Genomic DNA, 15,882 nt, shown 5'->3' on the forward strand with positions numbered 1-15,882 from the left:
GGTAGAGCGCTCCGCATGTCCACGACCTTCACGCTCGACACATCGACCAGCCGCGCCAACCCCACACCCGCGCCGATGAAGCGCCTGACCGTGCCCGCCATCCAGCGGCGCAAGTTCGAGGGGAAGACCGAAGAGCCGCTGGTCATGCTGACCGCTTATACCGCGCGGATGGCCCAGATCCTCGACCCGCATTGCGACATGCTGCTGGTGGGCGATTCGCTGGGGCAGGTGATCTACGGCCTGCCATCCACCCTGCCCGTCACGCTCGACATGATGATCGCCCATGGCGCGGCGGTGGTGCGGGGCAGCTATCACAGCGTCGTCGTGGTCGACATGCCTTTCGGCGCCTATGAAGCCTCGCCGCAGCAGGCCTTCGCCGCCGCCAGCCGCATCCTCGCCGAAACGGGCGCCGCCGCCGTCAAGCTGGAAGGCGGGCAGGCCATGGCCGAGACCATCGCATTCCTCAGCCAGCGGGGCATTCCCGTCATGGCGCATATCGGCCTCACCCCGCAGGCGGTGAACGCGCTGGGCGGCTATGGCGCGCGCGGCAAGAGCCAGCAGGAACATGCCAGGATCATGGCCGACGCGCGCGCCATCGCGGACGCGGGCGCCTTCGCCGCGGTGCTGGAAGGGGTGATGGAGGAACTGGCCAACGCCGTCACCCACAGCATCGACATCCCCGTCATCGGCATCGGCGCTTCGGCGCAATGCGACGGGCAGGTGCTGGTGATCGACGACATGCTGGGCATGTTCGACCGGGTGCCGCGCTTCGTGAAACGCTATGAAAATCTCGCCGAAACGATCGAGTGCGCGGTGAAGAATTATGCCGCCGACGTGCGATCCCGCGACTTTCCGACCGAAGATCAGGTCTATCGGCCCAAAAAGTGATTTGCGACTTGCCGCCGCGCCGCTAATGATCGCGGCTTTCGGCATTCTTACTCTTTCATTTCCCGGAGACGAGCGTGGCCCTGACGCCGCAAAATAGCGAAGCCTTCATGCGCGAGGTGGACGAGGCCGTCCGTCAGGACCAGCTCTTGACCTTCTGGCAGCGGTTCGGGCGCTGGATCGTGGTGGCGGTGGTCGTGGGCCTCGCCGCCTTCGGGGGTTGGCTCTACTGGCAGCATCACAGCAAGACCCAATCCGAAGCCGTGTCCGAAAAGATGGACGGCGTGCTGAGCACCGCCATGGGCGGCGGCGCGCCGGACGCCAAGGAACTGGACGCGCTGGCGCAGGCGAGCCAGCCGGGCTATCGCGCCTCCGCGCAACTCATCAAGGCAGGCACGGCCGCCCGCAAAGGCGATTCCAAGGCCGCCATCGCGCTTTATCAGGCGATGGCGCAGGACCAGTCGCTCGACCAGCCCTATCGCGACCTGGCGCTGATCCGGCAGACCACGCTGGAATTTGAAAGCCTCAAGCCCCAGCAGGTCGTCGACCGGCTGAAGCCGCTGGCGGTCGAAGGCGCGCCATGGTTCGGCAGCGCCGGGGAAATGGTCGCCATCGCCTATATGAAGATGGACAAGCGCGATCTGGCCGGGCCGCTGTTCGCCGCCATGGCGAAGGACCGGAACGTGCCGCAGTCCATCCGTTCACGCGCGCGACAGATGGCCGGGCTATTGGGGGTCGACGCGGTCGAAACGCCGGCCGAAGGCACCGAAGGATAAGCGAGCACATGGGGATGCAGGACATGAGCAAATTTTCAGCCGTGGGCCGCGCGCTGACGGTCGCCGCGATGATGGCGATGGTCGCGAGTTGCGGCATCGTCGGCGGCAAGAAGGGTGGACCCAAGACGCCGGTCGTGGGCAAGCGCACGTCGATCCTGACCGCCGAACAGGGCGTGGAGGTCGATCCGGCGCTGGCGGACGTGCCGGTCGCCCTGCCCGAACCCTATGCCAACGACCAGTGGTCGCAGCCGGGCGGCGGGCCGTCCAAGACCATGGGCCATCTGGCGCTGGGCGCTTCGCCCCGGCAGATCTGGTCCGCCTCCATCGAAGGCAGCACGCCCAAGGCGCGCCTTGCCGCCGCGCCGGTGATCGTGGGCGGCAAGCTCTATGTCATCGACGCGGGCGCGCATGTCATCGCCTATGACGCCAATAGCGGCGCGAAACTGTGGCAGACGTCCCTGCCCTCCGAAAGCAAGGGCAACGCGCGCGCCCTGTTCGGCGGCGGCGTCAGCGTGGTGGACAACCGCGTCTTCGCCAGCACGGGCGTCGGCGATGTCGCGGCGCTCGACGCCAATAACGGATCGATCCTGTGGAAGAAGCGCCCCGGCGGCCCGCTGCGCGGCGCGCCGACGCTGGCGAACGGCCATGCCTATGTGATGGGGCAGGACAATCAGGTCTTCGCACTCAACCAGTCGGACGGCGAAGTGCAGTGGACCGACAGCGGCACGTTGCAGGTGACCGGCGTGTTCGGCGTCGCGGCCCCCGCCGCCGCGCAGGGCACGGTGATCGCGGGCTACAGCTCGGGCGAACTCACCGCCTATCGGTATGAGAATGGCCGTTCGCTGTGGGGCGACGCCCTGTCGCGCACCAGCATCTCGACGGCCGTCGCCTCGCTCACCGACATCGATGCCGATCCGGTGATCGACCGGGGCCGGGTGTTCGCCATCGGGCAGGCGGGGCGCATGGCCTCCTATGAACTCGTCACCGGCCAGCGCCTCTGGGAGATCAATATCGGCGGCATTTCGACGCCCTGGGTCGTGGGCGAATGGGTGTTCGTCGTCACCAGCGACGCCAAGCTGCTCTGCGTCGCGCGCGCCACCGGCAAGATCCGCTGGATCAGCCAGCTTCGCCGCTGGCAGAAGGAAAAGAAGAAGGACAAGGCGATCCGCTGGACCGGCCCGGTGCTGGCGGGCAACCGCCTGATCCTGGTATCGACCCGTGGCGACCTGGTCTATGCCGATCCGGCGACCGGCGCGGTACAGGCCGATGTCGAAATGGGCAAGCGCATGTCGCTATCGCCCGTGGTGGCCAACAACACGCTCTATATCCTTGCCGATGACGGCAAGCTGACGGCGCTTCGCTGACGGCGGGAACGATGGAAGATCAGCCTGCTCCCGCGAAGGGGCGCGCCCGGTTCGGATAGTGGGACCGGGGCCCGTCTTCGCGGGAGCATTCATGTTTTGACGCCTGATGTGCTAACAGGCAACCGAAGAAAGGAAACGGGCTCTCATCATGCTGCCCACTGTTGCCATTGTCGGGCGGCCCAATGTGGGCAAGTCCACCCTTTTCAACCGGCTGGTGGGCAAGAAGCTGGCACTGGTCGACGACCAGCCCGGCGTCACGCGCGACCGGCGCGAGGGGCAGGCGAACCTGCTGGGCGTCGACTTCACCATCATCGACACCGCCGGTTATGAGGATGAAGACCCGCAGACCCTGCCCGGCCGGATGCGGATGCAGACGCAGGCGGCGGTGGAAAGCGCCGATGTCGCGCTGTTCCTGATCGACGCGCGCGCGGGCATCACCCCGCTGGACGAGGAAATCGGGCGCTGGCTGCGCGAAGGCGACGCGCCGGTGGTGCTGGTCGCCAACAAGGCGGAGGGCAAGGCCGCCGAGCCGGGGGTGATGGAAGCCTTCAGCCTGGGCCTGGGCGACCCCATCCCCTTTTCCGCCGAACATGGGCAGGGCCTGGCCGACCTGTTCCAAGCGCTCCTCCCCCATATCGACCGCGAGGAGGAGGAAGAGGAAGGCGAACCGGACGAGGCCGATCTGGAAGCCGCGCCGCTCAAGCTCGCCATCGTGGGCCGTCCCAATGCGGGCAAATCGACGCTCATCAACCGGCTGCTGGGCCAGAACCGGCTGCTGACCGGGCCGGAAGCGGGCATCACGCGCGACAGCATCGCGGTGGACTGGACATGGACCAGCCCGGACGGGCAGGACCGTCCCGTCCGCCTGATCGACACCGCCGGGATGCGCAAGCGCGCCAAGGTGCAGGACAAGCTGGAAAAGCTGGCCGTGTCCGACGGCCTCAACGCCGTCAATTTCGCCGAGGTCGTGGTGCTGCTGCTCGACGCCACGCGGGGGCTGGAGGCGCAGGACCTGCGCATCGCCGACAAGGTGCTGGAGGAAGGGCGCGCGCTCGTCATCGCGCTCAACAAATGGGACACGGTGGACAATGGCTCGGCGCTCTATCAGGGCATCAAGCAGGCGTTGTCCGATGGCCTCGCGCAGGTGCGCGGCGTGCCGATCATGACCGTCTCCGCCGCGACGGGCAAGGGACTGGACGATCTGATCCGCGTCGCCTTCGACACGCGCACGGCCTGGTCGCAGCGCGTATCGACGGGCATACTCAACCGCTGGTTCGAGCGCGCGCTGGAGGCCAACCCGCCCCCCGCGCCGGGCGGCAAGCGGATCAAGCTGCGCTACATCACCCAGAACAAGACCCGGCCGCCGACCTTCGTGCTGTTCGGCACGCGGCTGGACGACCTGCCCGAAAGCTATCGCCGCTATCTGGTGAACGGCATCCGGAAGGAACTGGGTTTCGGCGCGGTGCCGGTGCGGCTGACGCTGCGGAGCGCCAAGAATCCCTATGCCAGCAAATAGCGCGGTCCTGGTGAATGCGCGGGGGATGAAATGCCCCTGGCCCGCGCTGCGCGCCGCCCGTGCGATGCGAAGCGCCGGGGCGATCATCGTCGAAGCCGACGATCCCGTCGCGCCGGGGGAACTGGAGGCGCTGGCCCGGCAGCAGGGATGGGCGTTCGAGGCGATGGACGGCAACCGCTTCTCGCTGCGCCAGGATCGGGCGGGTTAAGGGGCCGAAAGCCTGCCCAGTGCTCCCCATGTCCCGCCCCCCGCTTTAACAGGCTGTTTACACGCAACCTCTATGGTCATTCCGCTTGAGCAAGGAGTGATCGGGGTGTCCCACGACGATGCCGACTTGGTGAACTGGCAGGAGTTCGCGCGCGCACGGGCCGAACTGGCCGCGGCCTTCGCGCGGATTCTGGGCTATTTCCGGGAGGATGGCGACAAGGCGATCGGCCTGATCGAACAGGCCTTCCGCAGCCGGAACGCCGCGGCGCTGGTCAGTCCCGCCCACAAGCTGAAAGGGGAAGCGGCCCAGTTCGGCGCCCATCGGTTGAGCGCCATGGCGGAAGAGATCGAGATGGTCGCGCGGCGCTGCGTCGAATCGCATGAAGGGCCGGACGAACTGATCGAGATCGTGGTCTCGCTGCGCCCCTGCTTTGCCGAGACGCTGACGCTGCTCGACCGGGAAGTCAATCCGCCGGCCCCACGCAAGGCGGCTGGTTTCGGTCGGCGCGCGCCGGGCGCGGCCATCGGGTTCGGGCGGGCGGGCTGACCGCCGACGATTTGGTATTGAAACAAAACTGGCCCTGCCCCCATATGCGGGCCATGACCCGTCTCTCGATGCTCGACCTGGTTCCCGTCGCTGAAGGCAGCGATGTCGCGACCGCCCTGTCCCACGCCGCCACGCTGGCCGCCCATGCCGAAAAGCTGGGCTATCACCGCTATTGGGTGGCCGAGCATCATGGCATGGCGGGGATCGCGTCGGCGGCGACGGCGGTGGTGCTGGCGCATGTCGGCCATGCGACATCCTCCATCCGCATCGGCGCGGGCGGCATCATGCTGCCCAATCATGCGCCGCTGCTGATCGCGGAGCAGTTCGGGACGCTGGCCGCGCTCTTTCCGGGGCGCGTCGACCTGGGGCTGGGCCGCGCGCCGGGATCGGACCAGCGCGTCGCGCAGGCGATACGGCGGAACCTGTCGGGCGGGCCGGACCAGTTTCCCCGCGACGTGATGGAGCTGCAGGCCTTTTTCGCGGACGACCCGCGCCTTGGCATCCAGGCGACGCCCGGCGCGGGCGCGCAGGTGCCGCTCTGGATTCTGGGGTCCAGCCTGTTCGGGGCGCAGCTCGCCGCCGCGCTGGGCCTGCCCTATGCCTTCGCATCCCACTTCGCACCGGCGGCGCTGGACGAGGCCATCGCTCTTTATCGCCGCGATTTCCGTCCATCGGTGCAGTTGGGCACGCCCTATGTGATGGCGGGCTTCAACGTCTTTGCAGCCGACAGCATGGACGAGGCGCAGTTGATCGCCACCTCCATGCAGCAGACTTTTATCCGCCTGCGCACCGGTGGCCAGCCCGGCAAGCTGCCGCCGCCCCTGCCCCATTATCCTGAAACGCTGCCCGTTCAGGCACGCATGATGCTGGACGAGGTGATGAGCGCCTCCAGCATCGGCACGCAGGCCGATGTGGAGCGCGACCTGGCCGCCTTCATCGACCGGACGAACGCCGATGAGATCATCGTCGGCGGGCAGATCTACGACGCACAGGCGCGGCGGCGCAGCTTCGCCATCGCCATGGCGGCCCATCAGGCGATCGACGCACGCAAAGCCGCCTGACCGCCTACGCTTCGCGCAAACGGCCCCCGCTGAGGAACGCCGCCACGCCCGGCGCCATGCGGCTGAGCAACGTGCCCAGCAGGACGACGGCGGCGAGCACGAGGAAAGGCTGCGCGATCAGGTAGAAGGGATAGAAAGGCGAGCCCAGCTTGCCGAACACCATGCCCAGCAGCGGTCCGCCCAGCCAGATCAGGATCAGGTGCACGCAGAACAGCAGGAAGGCATAGGGCTCGATCCTGAGCAGCAGGCCGCGCGCGCGGCTGCCGGCCAGCGCCCATGACAGCCGCCAGAAAAACAGCGCCGCCGCGATCCGCACCGCCATGTCCAGCGCCGCGCCCGGCACGCCGGACGGATCGGGCCCCGGCGGCAGGATCAGGGAAAGCTGAAACGACATGAGCAGAAGGAAGGGCATGGCCGCCGCCCAGAAGGGCAGCGCCGCCGTCCGGTCAGCCAGAGTCCCGCGCCGGGCCAATATGCCGATCACGAAAAAAAACAGGATGGACGGGCGCATCAGCACCGGCGGTCCGAGACCGGCGACCTGGCAGGCGAGCGCCGCGCCCGCGACCGTCGCCAGCATCCAGCCCGGCAGGCGCACCAGCAGCGGCGCGGCCAGCATGCACAGGAACAGGTCGCGCAGGAAAGGCATCTGCACATTGATGTCGGGATTGCGGCTGACGATGAAGAGTTCCTGCATCACCCATTCCGCCGATCGGGGCACGGGCGCGAGCATGTGGAACAGGAAGGCCGCGCCGGACACCAGCAGGATGGCCAGCGCATTCCATGTCAGCATGGGCAGCAAGATGGTCTGCGCCTTGCGCCCGACATGGTCGCTCCAATCCAACGTCCGGGACGATCCGCCCACCAGCCAGCCGGAGATCAGGCCCAGCAGGGGGACGGCGCTGTGCCCGAAAATATCCATTAGGACCCAGCGCAGGCTTTCCTGCCAGGTGCCGCGCAACTGGGCCAGGTCGCCGCCGCTCAGGCCCGTCCAGGCATGGACATAGACCACGCCCAATATGCACAGGACCCGGGCAATGGAAATGGCATCCGATTGGCGCGCGGGATTCATCGTCAATCTGCTCTGCACGCGGACTCCGGATCGTTACCCATGTACAATGTACTGACGCCCCTCATGTTCCTCCAATCCGGTCCAAAACGGACTCGCGGCAAGCGCCGCTTAATCTTTTTCCCGCGATCATGCCCATATTTTCGCCCGATTCGACCGCGCATAAGCCAATTTTTACCAATGAGCGCTAGCGTCCTCCTGTTTGCCGGAAGATGAACCGGTGCTTTGGGGGGACAGGTAAAGTCTATGAGCTACATGCCGGAGGCAGCCCATTTCAAACCGGCCGCCGCACCCGTTCCCCTGTCGCTGGTCGGCCCGGTCGGCATCGTGTTCGAAGCATCGGGATCCAGTTCCCGGATCATCCTCGACGCGGTGCGGCTGGAACAGCTTTCCGAACATGGCGATCCCTGCATCGCAACCGCCGGGCAGGTCGGCAGCCAGGTGAAGATGCGCGTCGGCCCATGCTGGCTGATCGCCAACATCCGCGCCATGGCGCTGGATCGCGAGAATAACGACACCATCGTCGCCGACATCGATTTCCTGGGTGAGGGCGAAGAGGATGCAGCCAGCCGCGCCATCTGCAATTTCCGCCGCGGCGTCACCCGCTATCCCCGGCCCGGCGCGGAAATCCATCCGGTTTCCAGCGAGGACATGCGGCAGATCTACGCGGCGGAGGACCAGCCCCATGTGCAGATCGGCACCATCTATCCGACCGTCGACACGCGCGCGGCGCTCTATGTCGATGCGATGCTGGGCAAGCATTTCGCGCTGCTGGGATCGACCGGCACCGGCAAGTCGACCAGCGCCGCGCTGATCCTGCACCGCATCTGCGACCTGTCGCCGCAGGGGCATATCGTGATGATCGACCCCCATGGCGAATATGGCGCGGCCTTCGCCAGCAACGGCGCGGTGTTCGACGTCAACAATCTGGCGCTGCCCTATTGGCTGATGAATTTCGAGGAGCATTGCGAGGTGTTCGTGACCTCGCAAGGGGCGGAGCGCACCGTCGACAGCGACATCCTCGCCAAATGCCTGCTCGCCGCGCGGTCCAAGAACCGGCTGGCCGAAAGCATCGGTCGGCTGACGGTCGATTCGCCCATTCCCTACCTGCTGTCCGACCTCACCAACATCCTCCAGAACGAGATGGGAAAGCTGGAAAAGGGCACGGGTGCGCTACCCTATATGCGGCTCAAGACCAAGATCGACGAAATCCGGTCCGACCCGCGCTATACCTTCATGTTCTCCGGCATGCTGGTGGCCGACACCATGCAGGATTTCCTCGCGAAGATCTTCCGCCTGCCTTCCGGGGGCAAGCCGATCTCCATCATCGACGTGTCGGCCATGCCGTCCGACATCACGTCGGTCGTCGTGTCGGTGCTGTCGCGGCTGGTGTTCGACTATGCGCTCTGGGCGCGGGACGAGCCGCAGCGCCCCATCCTCCTCGTCTGCGAGGAGGCGCACCGCTACATCCCCAGCACCACGAGCGGATCGGGCCAGGCCGTGCGCCGCATCCTGGAACGGATCGCCAAGGAAGGCCGCAAATATGGCGTGTCGCTGGGCCTCATCACCCAGCGTCCGTCCGATCTGGCGGAAGGCGTGCTGTCGCAATGCGGCACGATCATCTCCATGCGCCTCAACAACGACCGCGACCAGGCGTTCGTGAAGGCCGCCATGCCCGAAGGCGCGCGCGGCTTTCTCGATTCGATCCCGGCGCTACGCAATCGGGAGGCGATCATCTGCGGCGAAGGCGTGGCCGTGCCGATCCGCGTGGCGCTCGACACGCTGGAGGAAGAGCGCCGTCCCGCTTCGGGCGATCCGAGCTTCACCGAGCTATGGCGCCAGACCGGCGGCGAGGCGGATATTCTGGACCGCACCATCACGCGCTGGCGTTCCCAGGGGCGCTAGGCGGGATCACCCGACCGGCGCGATGCGTCCGGCCGGTTCGCTTTCCGCATGGACCGATTCGCGGCATTCCTCCTCGTGCAGCGGCACGATCAGCTTTGCCTTGCGCCAGCCTCCGTGCAGGTAAAGGGCGGCCGCCAGCACCATCGAAGCGGCCGATCCGACCGAAAAGCTGTACCAGAGCGCATGGGCCCCGATATGCGGATAGGCCCAGTAATAGAAGCCCAGCCGGACCCCGAACAGGGTGAAGATCAGGATCAGCAGCGGGCGGACCACCACGCCGTTCGCGCGCATCACACCGAACAGGATCATGGCAAGCCCGAACAGCATGAAGCTCCAGCTGGCGCGGAGCTGCATCTCCCACGCGGCGGCGCTCGCGGCTTCGTTATGGCCCAGGAACAGCGCCAGCAACGGCTCGTGAAAGAGCAGGATGATGACGATCATCGCGCCGGTGATCGCCAGCAGGTAAAGCATGCCATAGCCGGTGATGCGGCTGATCCGGTCCCAGCGGTCCGCGCCGATATTCTGCGCCGCCATCGCGCTCACCGCCGCGCCCATCGCCATGGCGGGCATCTGGAGATAGGTCCATATCTGCTGCGCCGCGCCATAGGCGGCCGTGACGATAAAGCCTTCGCGGTTGACGAGGCCGATCATCACCAGCCCCGACGCGGACATGACGATCATCTGCAACCCCATGGGAAGGCCCTTGCCCAGCATCACGCGGACTTCCTGCCAGGCCGGGCGCAGATAGGCGATCTCTCCCCCGCGCAGGCGAAGCGGCAGCTCCTTCGCATAGGTGTAGCAGACAAGGCCGATCAGGCTGACGAAGCCCGCGATCGCCGTGGCCGCCGCCGATCCGGCGATGCCCAGCGCCGGGAAAGGCCCCAACCCCAGGATCAGCACCGGGTTCAGCACCAGATCGATGCCGACGCTGACGAACATGAAGATCAGCGGCGTGCGGGCGTCGCCCGTGCCGCGCAGCCCCATCATCATCATGACGCTGAGCAGGGTCGCGGGCATCGCCACGAAAATGACGCGCAGATAGACGAGCGCAAGGCCGAAGGCTTCGGGCGGCGTCCCCAACAGGTGCAGCAAAGCGGGGCTGCCGATCCATCCGCCGATGCCCACCGCCATCGCCAGCAGGAAACAGAAGCCGACCGCCGATCCGAAGGCCCGCCGCGCCGCGTCCACATTGGACGCGCCCATCGCCTGCGCGACCATCACCGTGGAGGCCATGCCAAAGCCGAACACCACGGAGAACATCAGGAACATGATGATGTTCGCGTTGGCCGTCGCCGCCAGCGCCTGCGCGCCGAGGAAGCGGCCGACCCAGATCGCGTTGATCGATCCGTTCAGCGACTGGAGGACATTGGAGGCGAGCGTTGGGATGGCGAACAGCAGCAGGGTCGATGCGATCGGACCCTGTGTCAGGTTCCTTGCGCCGGTCGTCGTTCCTGCCGCCATGCCTCCCCCTCCCCTTGCGAGCCTTCCTGCCGAGGATCGCGGCCTTCCGCTTGAAAGGGAAGGACGAAATTCGACAGGCGCGACAAAAACGGCAGACGGCGGGGGGCGGTTCCTTGAGGCCCTACCCCAATCGTTCCAGCGCCGCCTTCAGTCGTTCTGCTTCATCGGCCTTTTCGGCATGGTCCTCGCGCGCTTTCGCCACGGCTTCGGGCTTGGCCTTTTCGACGAAGCTGGCGTTGTTCAGCCGCCCGGCGAGGGAGTCCCGTTCCTTCTCGGTCGCGGCCAGCGCCTTGGCGAGCCGCGCTTTTTCCGCCGCGATGTCGATCACGCCTTCCAGCGGCAGGATGAAGGTCGCCTCGTCCACGACGATCTGCGCCGCGCCGCCTTCCTGCTGCTCGCCGAAGGACAGGCTTTCCACCCGCGCGAGCCGCGCCAGAGCCGCGCCCTGCCGGTCGAGCCTCCGCCGCGTTTCCTCCGACGCGTCGCGCACGACCGCGCGCATCTTCGCGCCGGGCGGGACGTTGAGTTCCGTCCGCGCGGCGCGGATCGCGCTCACCAGACGGATCAGCCAGTCGATCTCCGCCTGCGCATCGCTGTCCACCGCGTAGAGCGCCTGCGGCCATTGGGCGACGATGAGGTCGCTCTGCCGGTCGCCCATGGCGTGCCATAACTCTTCGGTTATGAAGGGCATGAAGGGGTGAAGCATGACGAGGATCTGGTCGAACGCCCAGCCTGCGACGGCGCGGGTTTCCTCGTCCATCTGGCCCTTGCTGAGTTCGATATACCAGTCGCAAAACTGGTCCCAGATGAAATGGTAGATGGCATTGGCGGCGGCGTCGAAGCGCAGTTCCTGCATCGCCATGTCGATGGCCTGCACGGTCGAAACCGTCTCCGCGACGATCCAGCGGTTGACCGGGGCCTCAGCGGACGGCGCTTCATGGCTGGCCGAGGCAGTGACGCCATTGGCTTGCAGGAATCGGGCCGCGTTCCACAGCTTCGTCGCGAAATTGCGATAACCCTCGACGCGCTTTTCATCCATCTTCACGTCACGGCCCTGGCTTTCCATCGCCGCCATGAAGAAGCGCAGCGCGTCCGCGCCGAACTGGTCGATCAGGCCGAGCGGATCGACGACATTGCCCTTGGACTTGGACATTTTCTGCCCGTCCGCAGCACGGACAAGGCCGTGGAGGTAGAGCTTGCGCCACGGCACGTCGCCCATGAACTCCAGCCCCTGCATCGCCATGCGCGCATCCCAGAAGAACAGGATGTCGAAGCCGGAGATCAGCAGGTCGTTGGGATAATGGCGCCGCAGCGTCTCCGTCTCCTCCGGCCAGCCCAGCGTGCCGAAGGGCCAGAGCGCGGAGGAAAACCATGTGTCGAGCACATCGGGATCGCGGGTCAGCTTCCTGTTCCCGGCGAGTGCCTGCGCCTCTTCCTCCGTCTCCGCGACATAGGGATGGCCGTCCTCGTCATACCATGCCGGAATCCGGTGCCCCCACCAGAGCTGGCGGGAGACGCACCAGGGCTGGATATTCTCCATCCAGTTGAAGAAGGTCTTTTCCCATGTCCTAGGGACGATCTCGATCCGTCCGTCGCGGACCGCCTGCATCGGCGCGACGGCGAGCTTTTCCGCATCGACATACCATTGGTCGGTCAGCCAGGGCTCGATCACCACGCCGGAGCGGTCGCCATAAGGGGTCTGGATGGTGCGCGGCTCGAAATCGGCTTCCTGCGGTTCGCCTTCCTTGTTCTTGGTGGCGTGCGGGACCAGCAGGCCCAGCGCCTTCATCTCCGCCACGACCAGCTCGCGCGCGCCATCCACGCCGTCCTTGCGGAAACGGTGCAGGCCGAGGAAGCGGTCCGGGATCAGGCCGTCGGCGGTCTGGATCACATGGGCGTCGGCGTCGAACATGTTGAGCATGTCGGCGGCCTTCATGCCCGCGCGCTTGCCCACCTCGAAATCGTTGAAGTCGTGCCCCGGCGTGATCTTGACCGCGCCCGACCCCAGTTCCGGATCGGCATGTTCGTCCGCGACCACCTTGAAGCGGCGGCCGGTGATCGGCTGAAGGATGTCCTTGCCGATGACATCCCTGTAGCGCGCGTCGTCGGGATGCACGGCGACCGCCATGTCGGCCAGCATGGTTTCCGGGCGGGTGGTGGCGACGACGATATGGTCCGATCCGTCCGCCAGCTTGACCCCATCGGCCAGCGGATAGCGGAAGCGCCAGAAGCCGCCGCTCGTCTCCTTCGTCTCGACCTCAAGGTCCGAGATGGCCGAGCGGAAATGCGGGTCCCAGTTCACCAGCCGCTTGTCGCGATAGAGCAGGCCGCGCTTGTGCAGTTCCACGAAGGTCTTGATGACGGCCCGCGAAAAGCCTGCGTCCATGGTGAAGCGTTCGTTCGCCCAGTCCATCGAACAGCCCAGCCGCCGCAACTGGCGCGTGATCGCGCCGCCGCTCTCGGCCTTCCACTCCCACACTTTCGCGACGAAATCCTCGCGGGTGAAGTCGGTGCGCTTCTGCCCGGCGGCGTTCAGTTGCCGCTCGACCACCATCTGCGTCGCGATGCCGGCATGGTCGGTGCCCACGACCCACAGGGCATCCTTGCCGCGCAGCCGCTCGTAACGGATCACGATATCCTGCAAGGTGTTGTCGAGCGCATGGCCGATATGCAGGCTGCCCGTGACATTGGGCGGCGGGTTCACGATGGTGAACGGTTCGGCACCGGGGCGTTCCGGGCGGAACAGGCCGTTGCTTTCCCAATGGGCGTACCAGCGGGACTCGATGGCGGCGGGGTCGAAGGTCTTGGGCAGTTCGGTCATGGAAAGGCGCCATAATGCGCCTTCCCTTACCATTCCAGCGCTTTTACTTGCGCGTCCATCGGGCGAGCCAGTCCAGCGCCTCGTCATACCATTGCAGCGAGTTGCGGGGTTTGAGCACCCAGTGATTCTCGTCCGGGAAGACCAGCAGCTTCGACGGGATGTTCCGCCGCTGGAGCGCGGTGAAGGCGGCCAGCCCCTGCGTATAGGGAATGCGGAAATCCTTTTCGCCGGTCACGACCAGCATCGGCGTCTTCCATGCCGCGACATGGTTGACGGGGTTCCACTTCTCGAACTCTTCCGGCTTTTCATAATAGGGGCCGCCATGTTCCCATTCGTCGAACCACAGTTCTTCGGTCTCATAGGCCATGGCGCGGGCGTCGAACACCCCGTCATGCTGGACGAGGCATTTGAACCCGTCCGGCCATTGGCCCGCGATCCAGTTCATCATATAGCCGCCATAGCTCGCGCCCAGCGCGCAGGCATTGGCCGCATCGACATTGGCGTCCTTCGCGGCCGCGGCGGCGAGGCCCAGTTTCAGGTCTTCCAGAGGCTTGCCGCCCCAATCCCTGTTGATGCTGTCGGTGAAAGCCTGTCCGTAACCCGTCGAGCCATGGAAATCGACGATGACGGCGGCATAGCCATGGGCGGCGAACGCCTTGGGATTCCAGCGATAGGACCATGAATCGTTGAAGCTGCCCTGCGGCCCGCCATGGACGAGGAAGGCGACGGGGAGCTTGCCCGCCGCGCCCTTGGGTTTCACGATCTGGCCCCATACCGTATCGCCGTTCGCGCCCTTGAAGCTGAACCGCTGGACCGACACGTCATCGACGCCCGCCAGCTTGTCGGCATTGACGCTGGTGAGGCGCACCGGCTTGCCCTTCGCGGGCATCTTCCAGAAATCGGCGGGGGACTGGATGCTGTCGAGCGCATAGACGAAGCCGCCATCGGGCAGCGGGTTGACGCTCGCCACATGCCCGCCCTGCGTCAGGCGCGTGACCTTGCCGCTCGCCGCATCCACGCGGAAGACGGGGTGATCGAGCACATCGTCGGCGGTGACGAGCAGGCCCTTGCCATCCGCTTCCCACGCGATCGAGGCCACCGAGCGGTCCCATTCTTCGGTCAGCGCCTTCGTCTCGCCGGTCGCTATGTTGCGGAGCATCAGCACCAGCCGGTCGGCTTCATAGCCCGGACGCTTCATCGCGGCATAGGCGAGCCACTGGCCGTCCGGCGACACGGCGGGCATGGTGTCGGTCGCGTCATTGGCGTCCGTCAGGTTGACCGGCGCGGCGCTGCCGTCGGCGGGCGCGGCGAAGATGTCGAGATTGGTGGAGAGCGGCTCGATCCGTCCCGCCTCGCGCAGCGCGAAGAACAGGGTCTTGCCGTCCTTGCTCCACGCGATTTCCTCGGCCCCGCCAAAGGGCCTGGACGGACTGTCGCCGACGAGGGTGCCCATGACCGACACCGCCTTTCCGCCCGACAGCGGCATGACGAAGATCTGCGAACGCTGGCCATCCGACCAAGTGTCCCAATGGCGCACGAAAAGCTGCTCATAGACGTGACCCGTGCCCGCGCCGGGCGGATTGGCAGGCTTGGCATCGTCCAGCGTCTTCGCGCCCACCGGACGGTCGGCCCAGAGCGCGACCTTCTGCCCATCGGGGCTCAGCAGATAGCCGGATATGCCGCCGGGGGCCTTGCTGACCTGCTCCGCCTGCCCGCCCGTCAGACTGACGCGCCAAAGCTGATCGTCGCCGCTGGCGTTCGACAGGAAATAGAGCGACGCGCCATCCGCCGAAAAAGCGGGCGAGGCTTCATTCCTGTCCGGCGTCGAAGCGATCATGCGCGGCGCCTGCCCCTTTCGGCCGATGTCGAGCAGGTAGAGGTCCGTACGGCCCCGATTGCCCGCCAGATCGGTGGTGCGCAGCTGATAGGCCAGCCATTGGCCGTCCGGCGACACCACCGGCGCGGATATGCGGTCGAGGCCAACCATGTCGCTCGGCGTAAAGGGCCGCGCGGCGGCGGGGGCCTGCGACAAGGCAAAGCCGGCCAGCCCGGCAAGCAATAGATGTTTCATGCAATGTCCCTTGCTATCGAGCGGCGCGGGCGTCTCAACCGCGCCGCCATGATAGTAAGGGTATTAGGACGGCAACACAGCAGCGGCAAGGGCGGAACGCGGCGTCATTTGCAGGGCCATGGCGGGCCTTTTTCCGACAGTTCACCGTCCGGTTCCGTCCCTCGCTGCTCTTTCGCCGAGGCGATCACGGTCGCAGACTTAT

Annotated in this window: 12 protein-coding genes; 8 read left to right on the forward strand and 4 right to left on the reverse strand. The window is 66.3% G+C overall.

The genetic code is table 11. The annotated features are described in order from the left end of the window. Positions 1-15 precede the first annotated feature (15 nt). The 7 genes from panB (at position 16) to SCLO_RS10095 (ending at position 6,356) form a co-directional block, all read left to right on the forward strand. The gene (panB, locus tag SCLO_RS10065) at positions 16-888 is read left to right on the forward strand and encodes a 3-methyl-2-oxobutanoate hydroxymethyltransferase (protein WP_066517573.1); all 873 of its coding nucleotides are present in this window, start codon (positions 16-18) and stop codon (positions 886-888) included. Positions 889-962: 74 nt separating this feature from the next. After that, the gene (locus SCLO_RS10070; protein ID WP_066517572.1) at positions 963-1,661 is read left to right on the forward strand and encodes a tetratricopeptide repeat protein; all 699 of its coding nucleotides are present in this window, start codon (positions 963-965) and stop codon (positions 1,659-1,661) included. Between the two features lie 14 nt (positions 1,662-1,675). Next, complete coding sequence (locus SCLO_RS10075) at positions 1,676-3,025, forward strand: outer membrane protein assembly factor BamB family protein (protein ID WP_231923410.1); 1,350 nt, start codon at positions 1,676-1,678, stop codon at positions 3,023-3,025. A gap of 148 nt (positions 3,026-3,173) precedes the next feature. Beyond that, a complete protein-coding gene (der, locus tag SCLO_RS10080; RefSeq protein WP_066517568.1) occupies positions 3,174-4,541 on the forward strand; it encodes a ribosome biogenesis GTPase Der in 1,368 nt (455 codons plus the stop codon). Then, positions 4,528-4,749 (forward strand): sulfurtransferase TusA family protein, encoded by a 222-nt coding sequence (locus tag SCLO_RS10085; protein ID WP_066517567.1) that lies wholly within the window; start codon positions 4,528-4,530, stop codon positions 4,747-4,749. The genes der and SCLO_RS10085 overlap by 14 nt, the downstream gene beginning before the upstream one ends. A gap of 72 nt (positions 4,750-4,821) precedes the next feature. Beyond that, positions 4,822-5,295 (forward strand): Hpt domain-containing protein, encoded by a 474-nt coding sequence (locus SCLO_RS10090; RefSeq protein ID WP_407695304.1) that lies wholly within the window; start codon positions 4,822-4,824, stop codon positions 5,293-5,295. Between the two features lie 53 nt (positions 5,296-5,348). Further along, on the forward strand, positions 5,349-6,356 hold the full coding sequence (locus tag SCLO_RS10095) for an LLM class flavin-dependent oxidoreductase (protein WP_066517767.1): 1,008 nt from the start codon (positions 5,349-5,351) through the stop codon (positions 6,354-6,356). Positions 6,357-6,360: 4 nt separating this feature from the next. On the opposite strand, the gene SCLO_RS10100 is transcribed toward SCLO_RS10095, so the two are convergent. Beyond that, positions 6,361-7,425, reverse strand: a complete 1,065-nt coding sequence (locus tag SCLO_RS10100) for an acyltransferase family protein (RefSeq protein ID WP_066517566.1) — start codon at positions 7,423-7,425, stop codon at positions 6,361-6,363. A 243-nt stretch (positions 7,426-7,668) separates the two neighbouring features. Here SCLO_RS10100 and SCLO_RS10105 point away from each other — a divergent pair, with 243 nt between their 5' ends. Beyond that, positions 7,669-9,327, forward strand: a complete 1,659-nt coding sequence (locus SCLO_RS10105) for an ATP-binding protein (protein WP_066517565.1) — start codon at positions 7,669-7,671, stop codon at positions 9,325-9,327. A 6-nt stretch (positions 9,328-9,333) separates the two neighbouring features. On the opposite strand, the gene SCLO_RS10110 is transcribed toward SCLO_RS10105, so the two are convergent. From SCLO_RS10110 to SCLO_RS10120, 3 genes are all read right to left on the reverse strand, one after another. Then, positions 9,334-10,788, reverse strand: coding sequence for an MATE family efflux transporter (locus tag SCLO_RS10110; protein WP_066517563.1), 1,455 nt, complete (start codon positions 10,786-10,788; stop codon positions 9,334-9,336). A 121-nt stretch (positions 10,789-10,909) separates the two neighbouring features. After that, complete coding sequence (locus tag SCLO_RS10115; RefSeq protein WP_066517562.1) at positions 10,910-13,609, reverse strand: valine--tRNA ligase; 2,700 nt, start codon at positions 13,607-13,609, stop codon at positions 10,910-10,912. 43 nt (positions 13,610-13,652) lie between these two features. After that, on the reverse strand, positions 13,653-15,680 hold the full coding sequence (locus SCLO_RS10120) for an alpha/beta hydrolase family protein (protein ID WP_066517560.1): 2,028 nt from the start codon (positions 15,678-15,680) through the stop codon (positions 13,653-13,655). Positions 15,681-15,882 lie beyond the last annotated feature (202 nt).

Origin of the sequence: Sphingobium cloacae (assembly GCF_002355855.1) — a bacterium.
Lineage (GTDB): Bacteria > Pseudomonadota > Alphaproteobacteria > Sphingomonadales > Sphingomonadaceae > Sphingobium > Sphingobium cloacae.

Bases quoted from the DNA above. Each gene is read 5' to 3' on its own strand.
- SCLO_RS10075 (WP_231923410.1), top strand. From the start codon at position 1,676: ATGCAGGACATGAGCAAATTTTCAGCCGTGGGCCGCGCGCTGACGGTC.
- der (WP_066517568.1), top strand. From the start codon at position 3,174: ATGCTGCCCACTGTTGCCATTGTCGGGCGGCCCAATGTGGGCAAGTCC.
- SCLO_RS10085 (WP_066517567.1), top strand. From the start codon at position 4,528: ATGCCAGCAAATAGCGCGGTCCTGGTGAATGCGCGGGGGATGAAATGC.
- SCLO_RS10120 (WP_066517560.1), bottom strand. From the start codon at position 15,680: ATGAAACATCTATTGCTTGCCGGGCTGGCCGGCTTTGCCTTGTCGCAG.
- SCLO_RS10115 (WP_066517562.1), bottom strand. From the start codon at position 13,609: ATGACCGAACTGCCCAAGACCTTCGACCCCGCCGCCATCGAGTCCCGC.
- SCLO_RS10100 (WP_066517566.1), bottom strand. From the start codon at position 7,425: ATGAATCCCGCGCGCCAATCGGATGCCATTTCCATTGCCCGGGTCCTG.
- SCLO_RS10095 (WP_066517767.1), top strand. From the start codon at position 5,349: ATGACCCGTCTCTCGATGCTCGACCTGGTTCCCGTCGCTGAAGGCAGC.
- panB (WP_066517573.1), top strand. From the start codon at position 16: ATGTCCACGACCTTCACGCTCGACACATCGACCAGCCGCGCCAACCCC.
- SCLO_RS10105 (WP_066517565.1), top strand. From the start codon at position 7,669: ATGAGCTACATGCCGGAGGCAGCCCATTTCAAACCGGCCGCCGCACCC.
- SCLO_RS10090 (WP_407695304.1), top strand. From the start codon at position 4,822: ATGGTCATTCCGCTTGAGCAAGGAGTGATCGGGGTGTCCCACGACGAT.
- SCLO_RS10110 (WP_066517563.1), bottom strand. From the start codon at position 10,788: ATGGCGGCAGGAACGACGACCGGCGCAAGGAACCTGACACAGGGTCCG.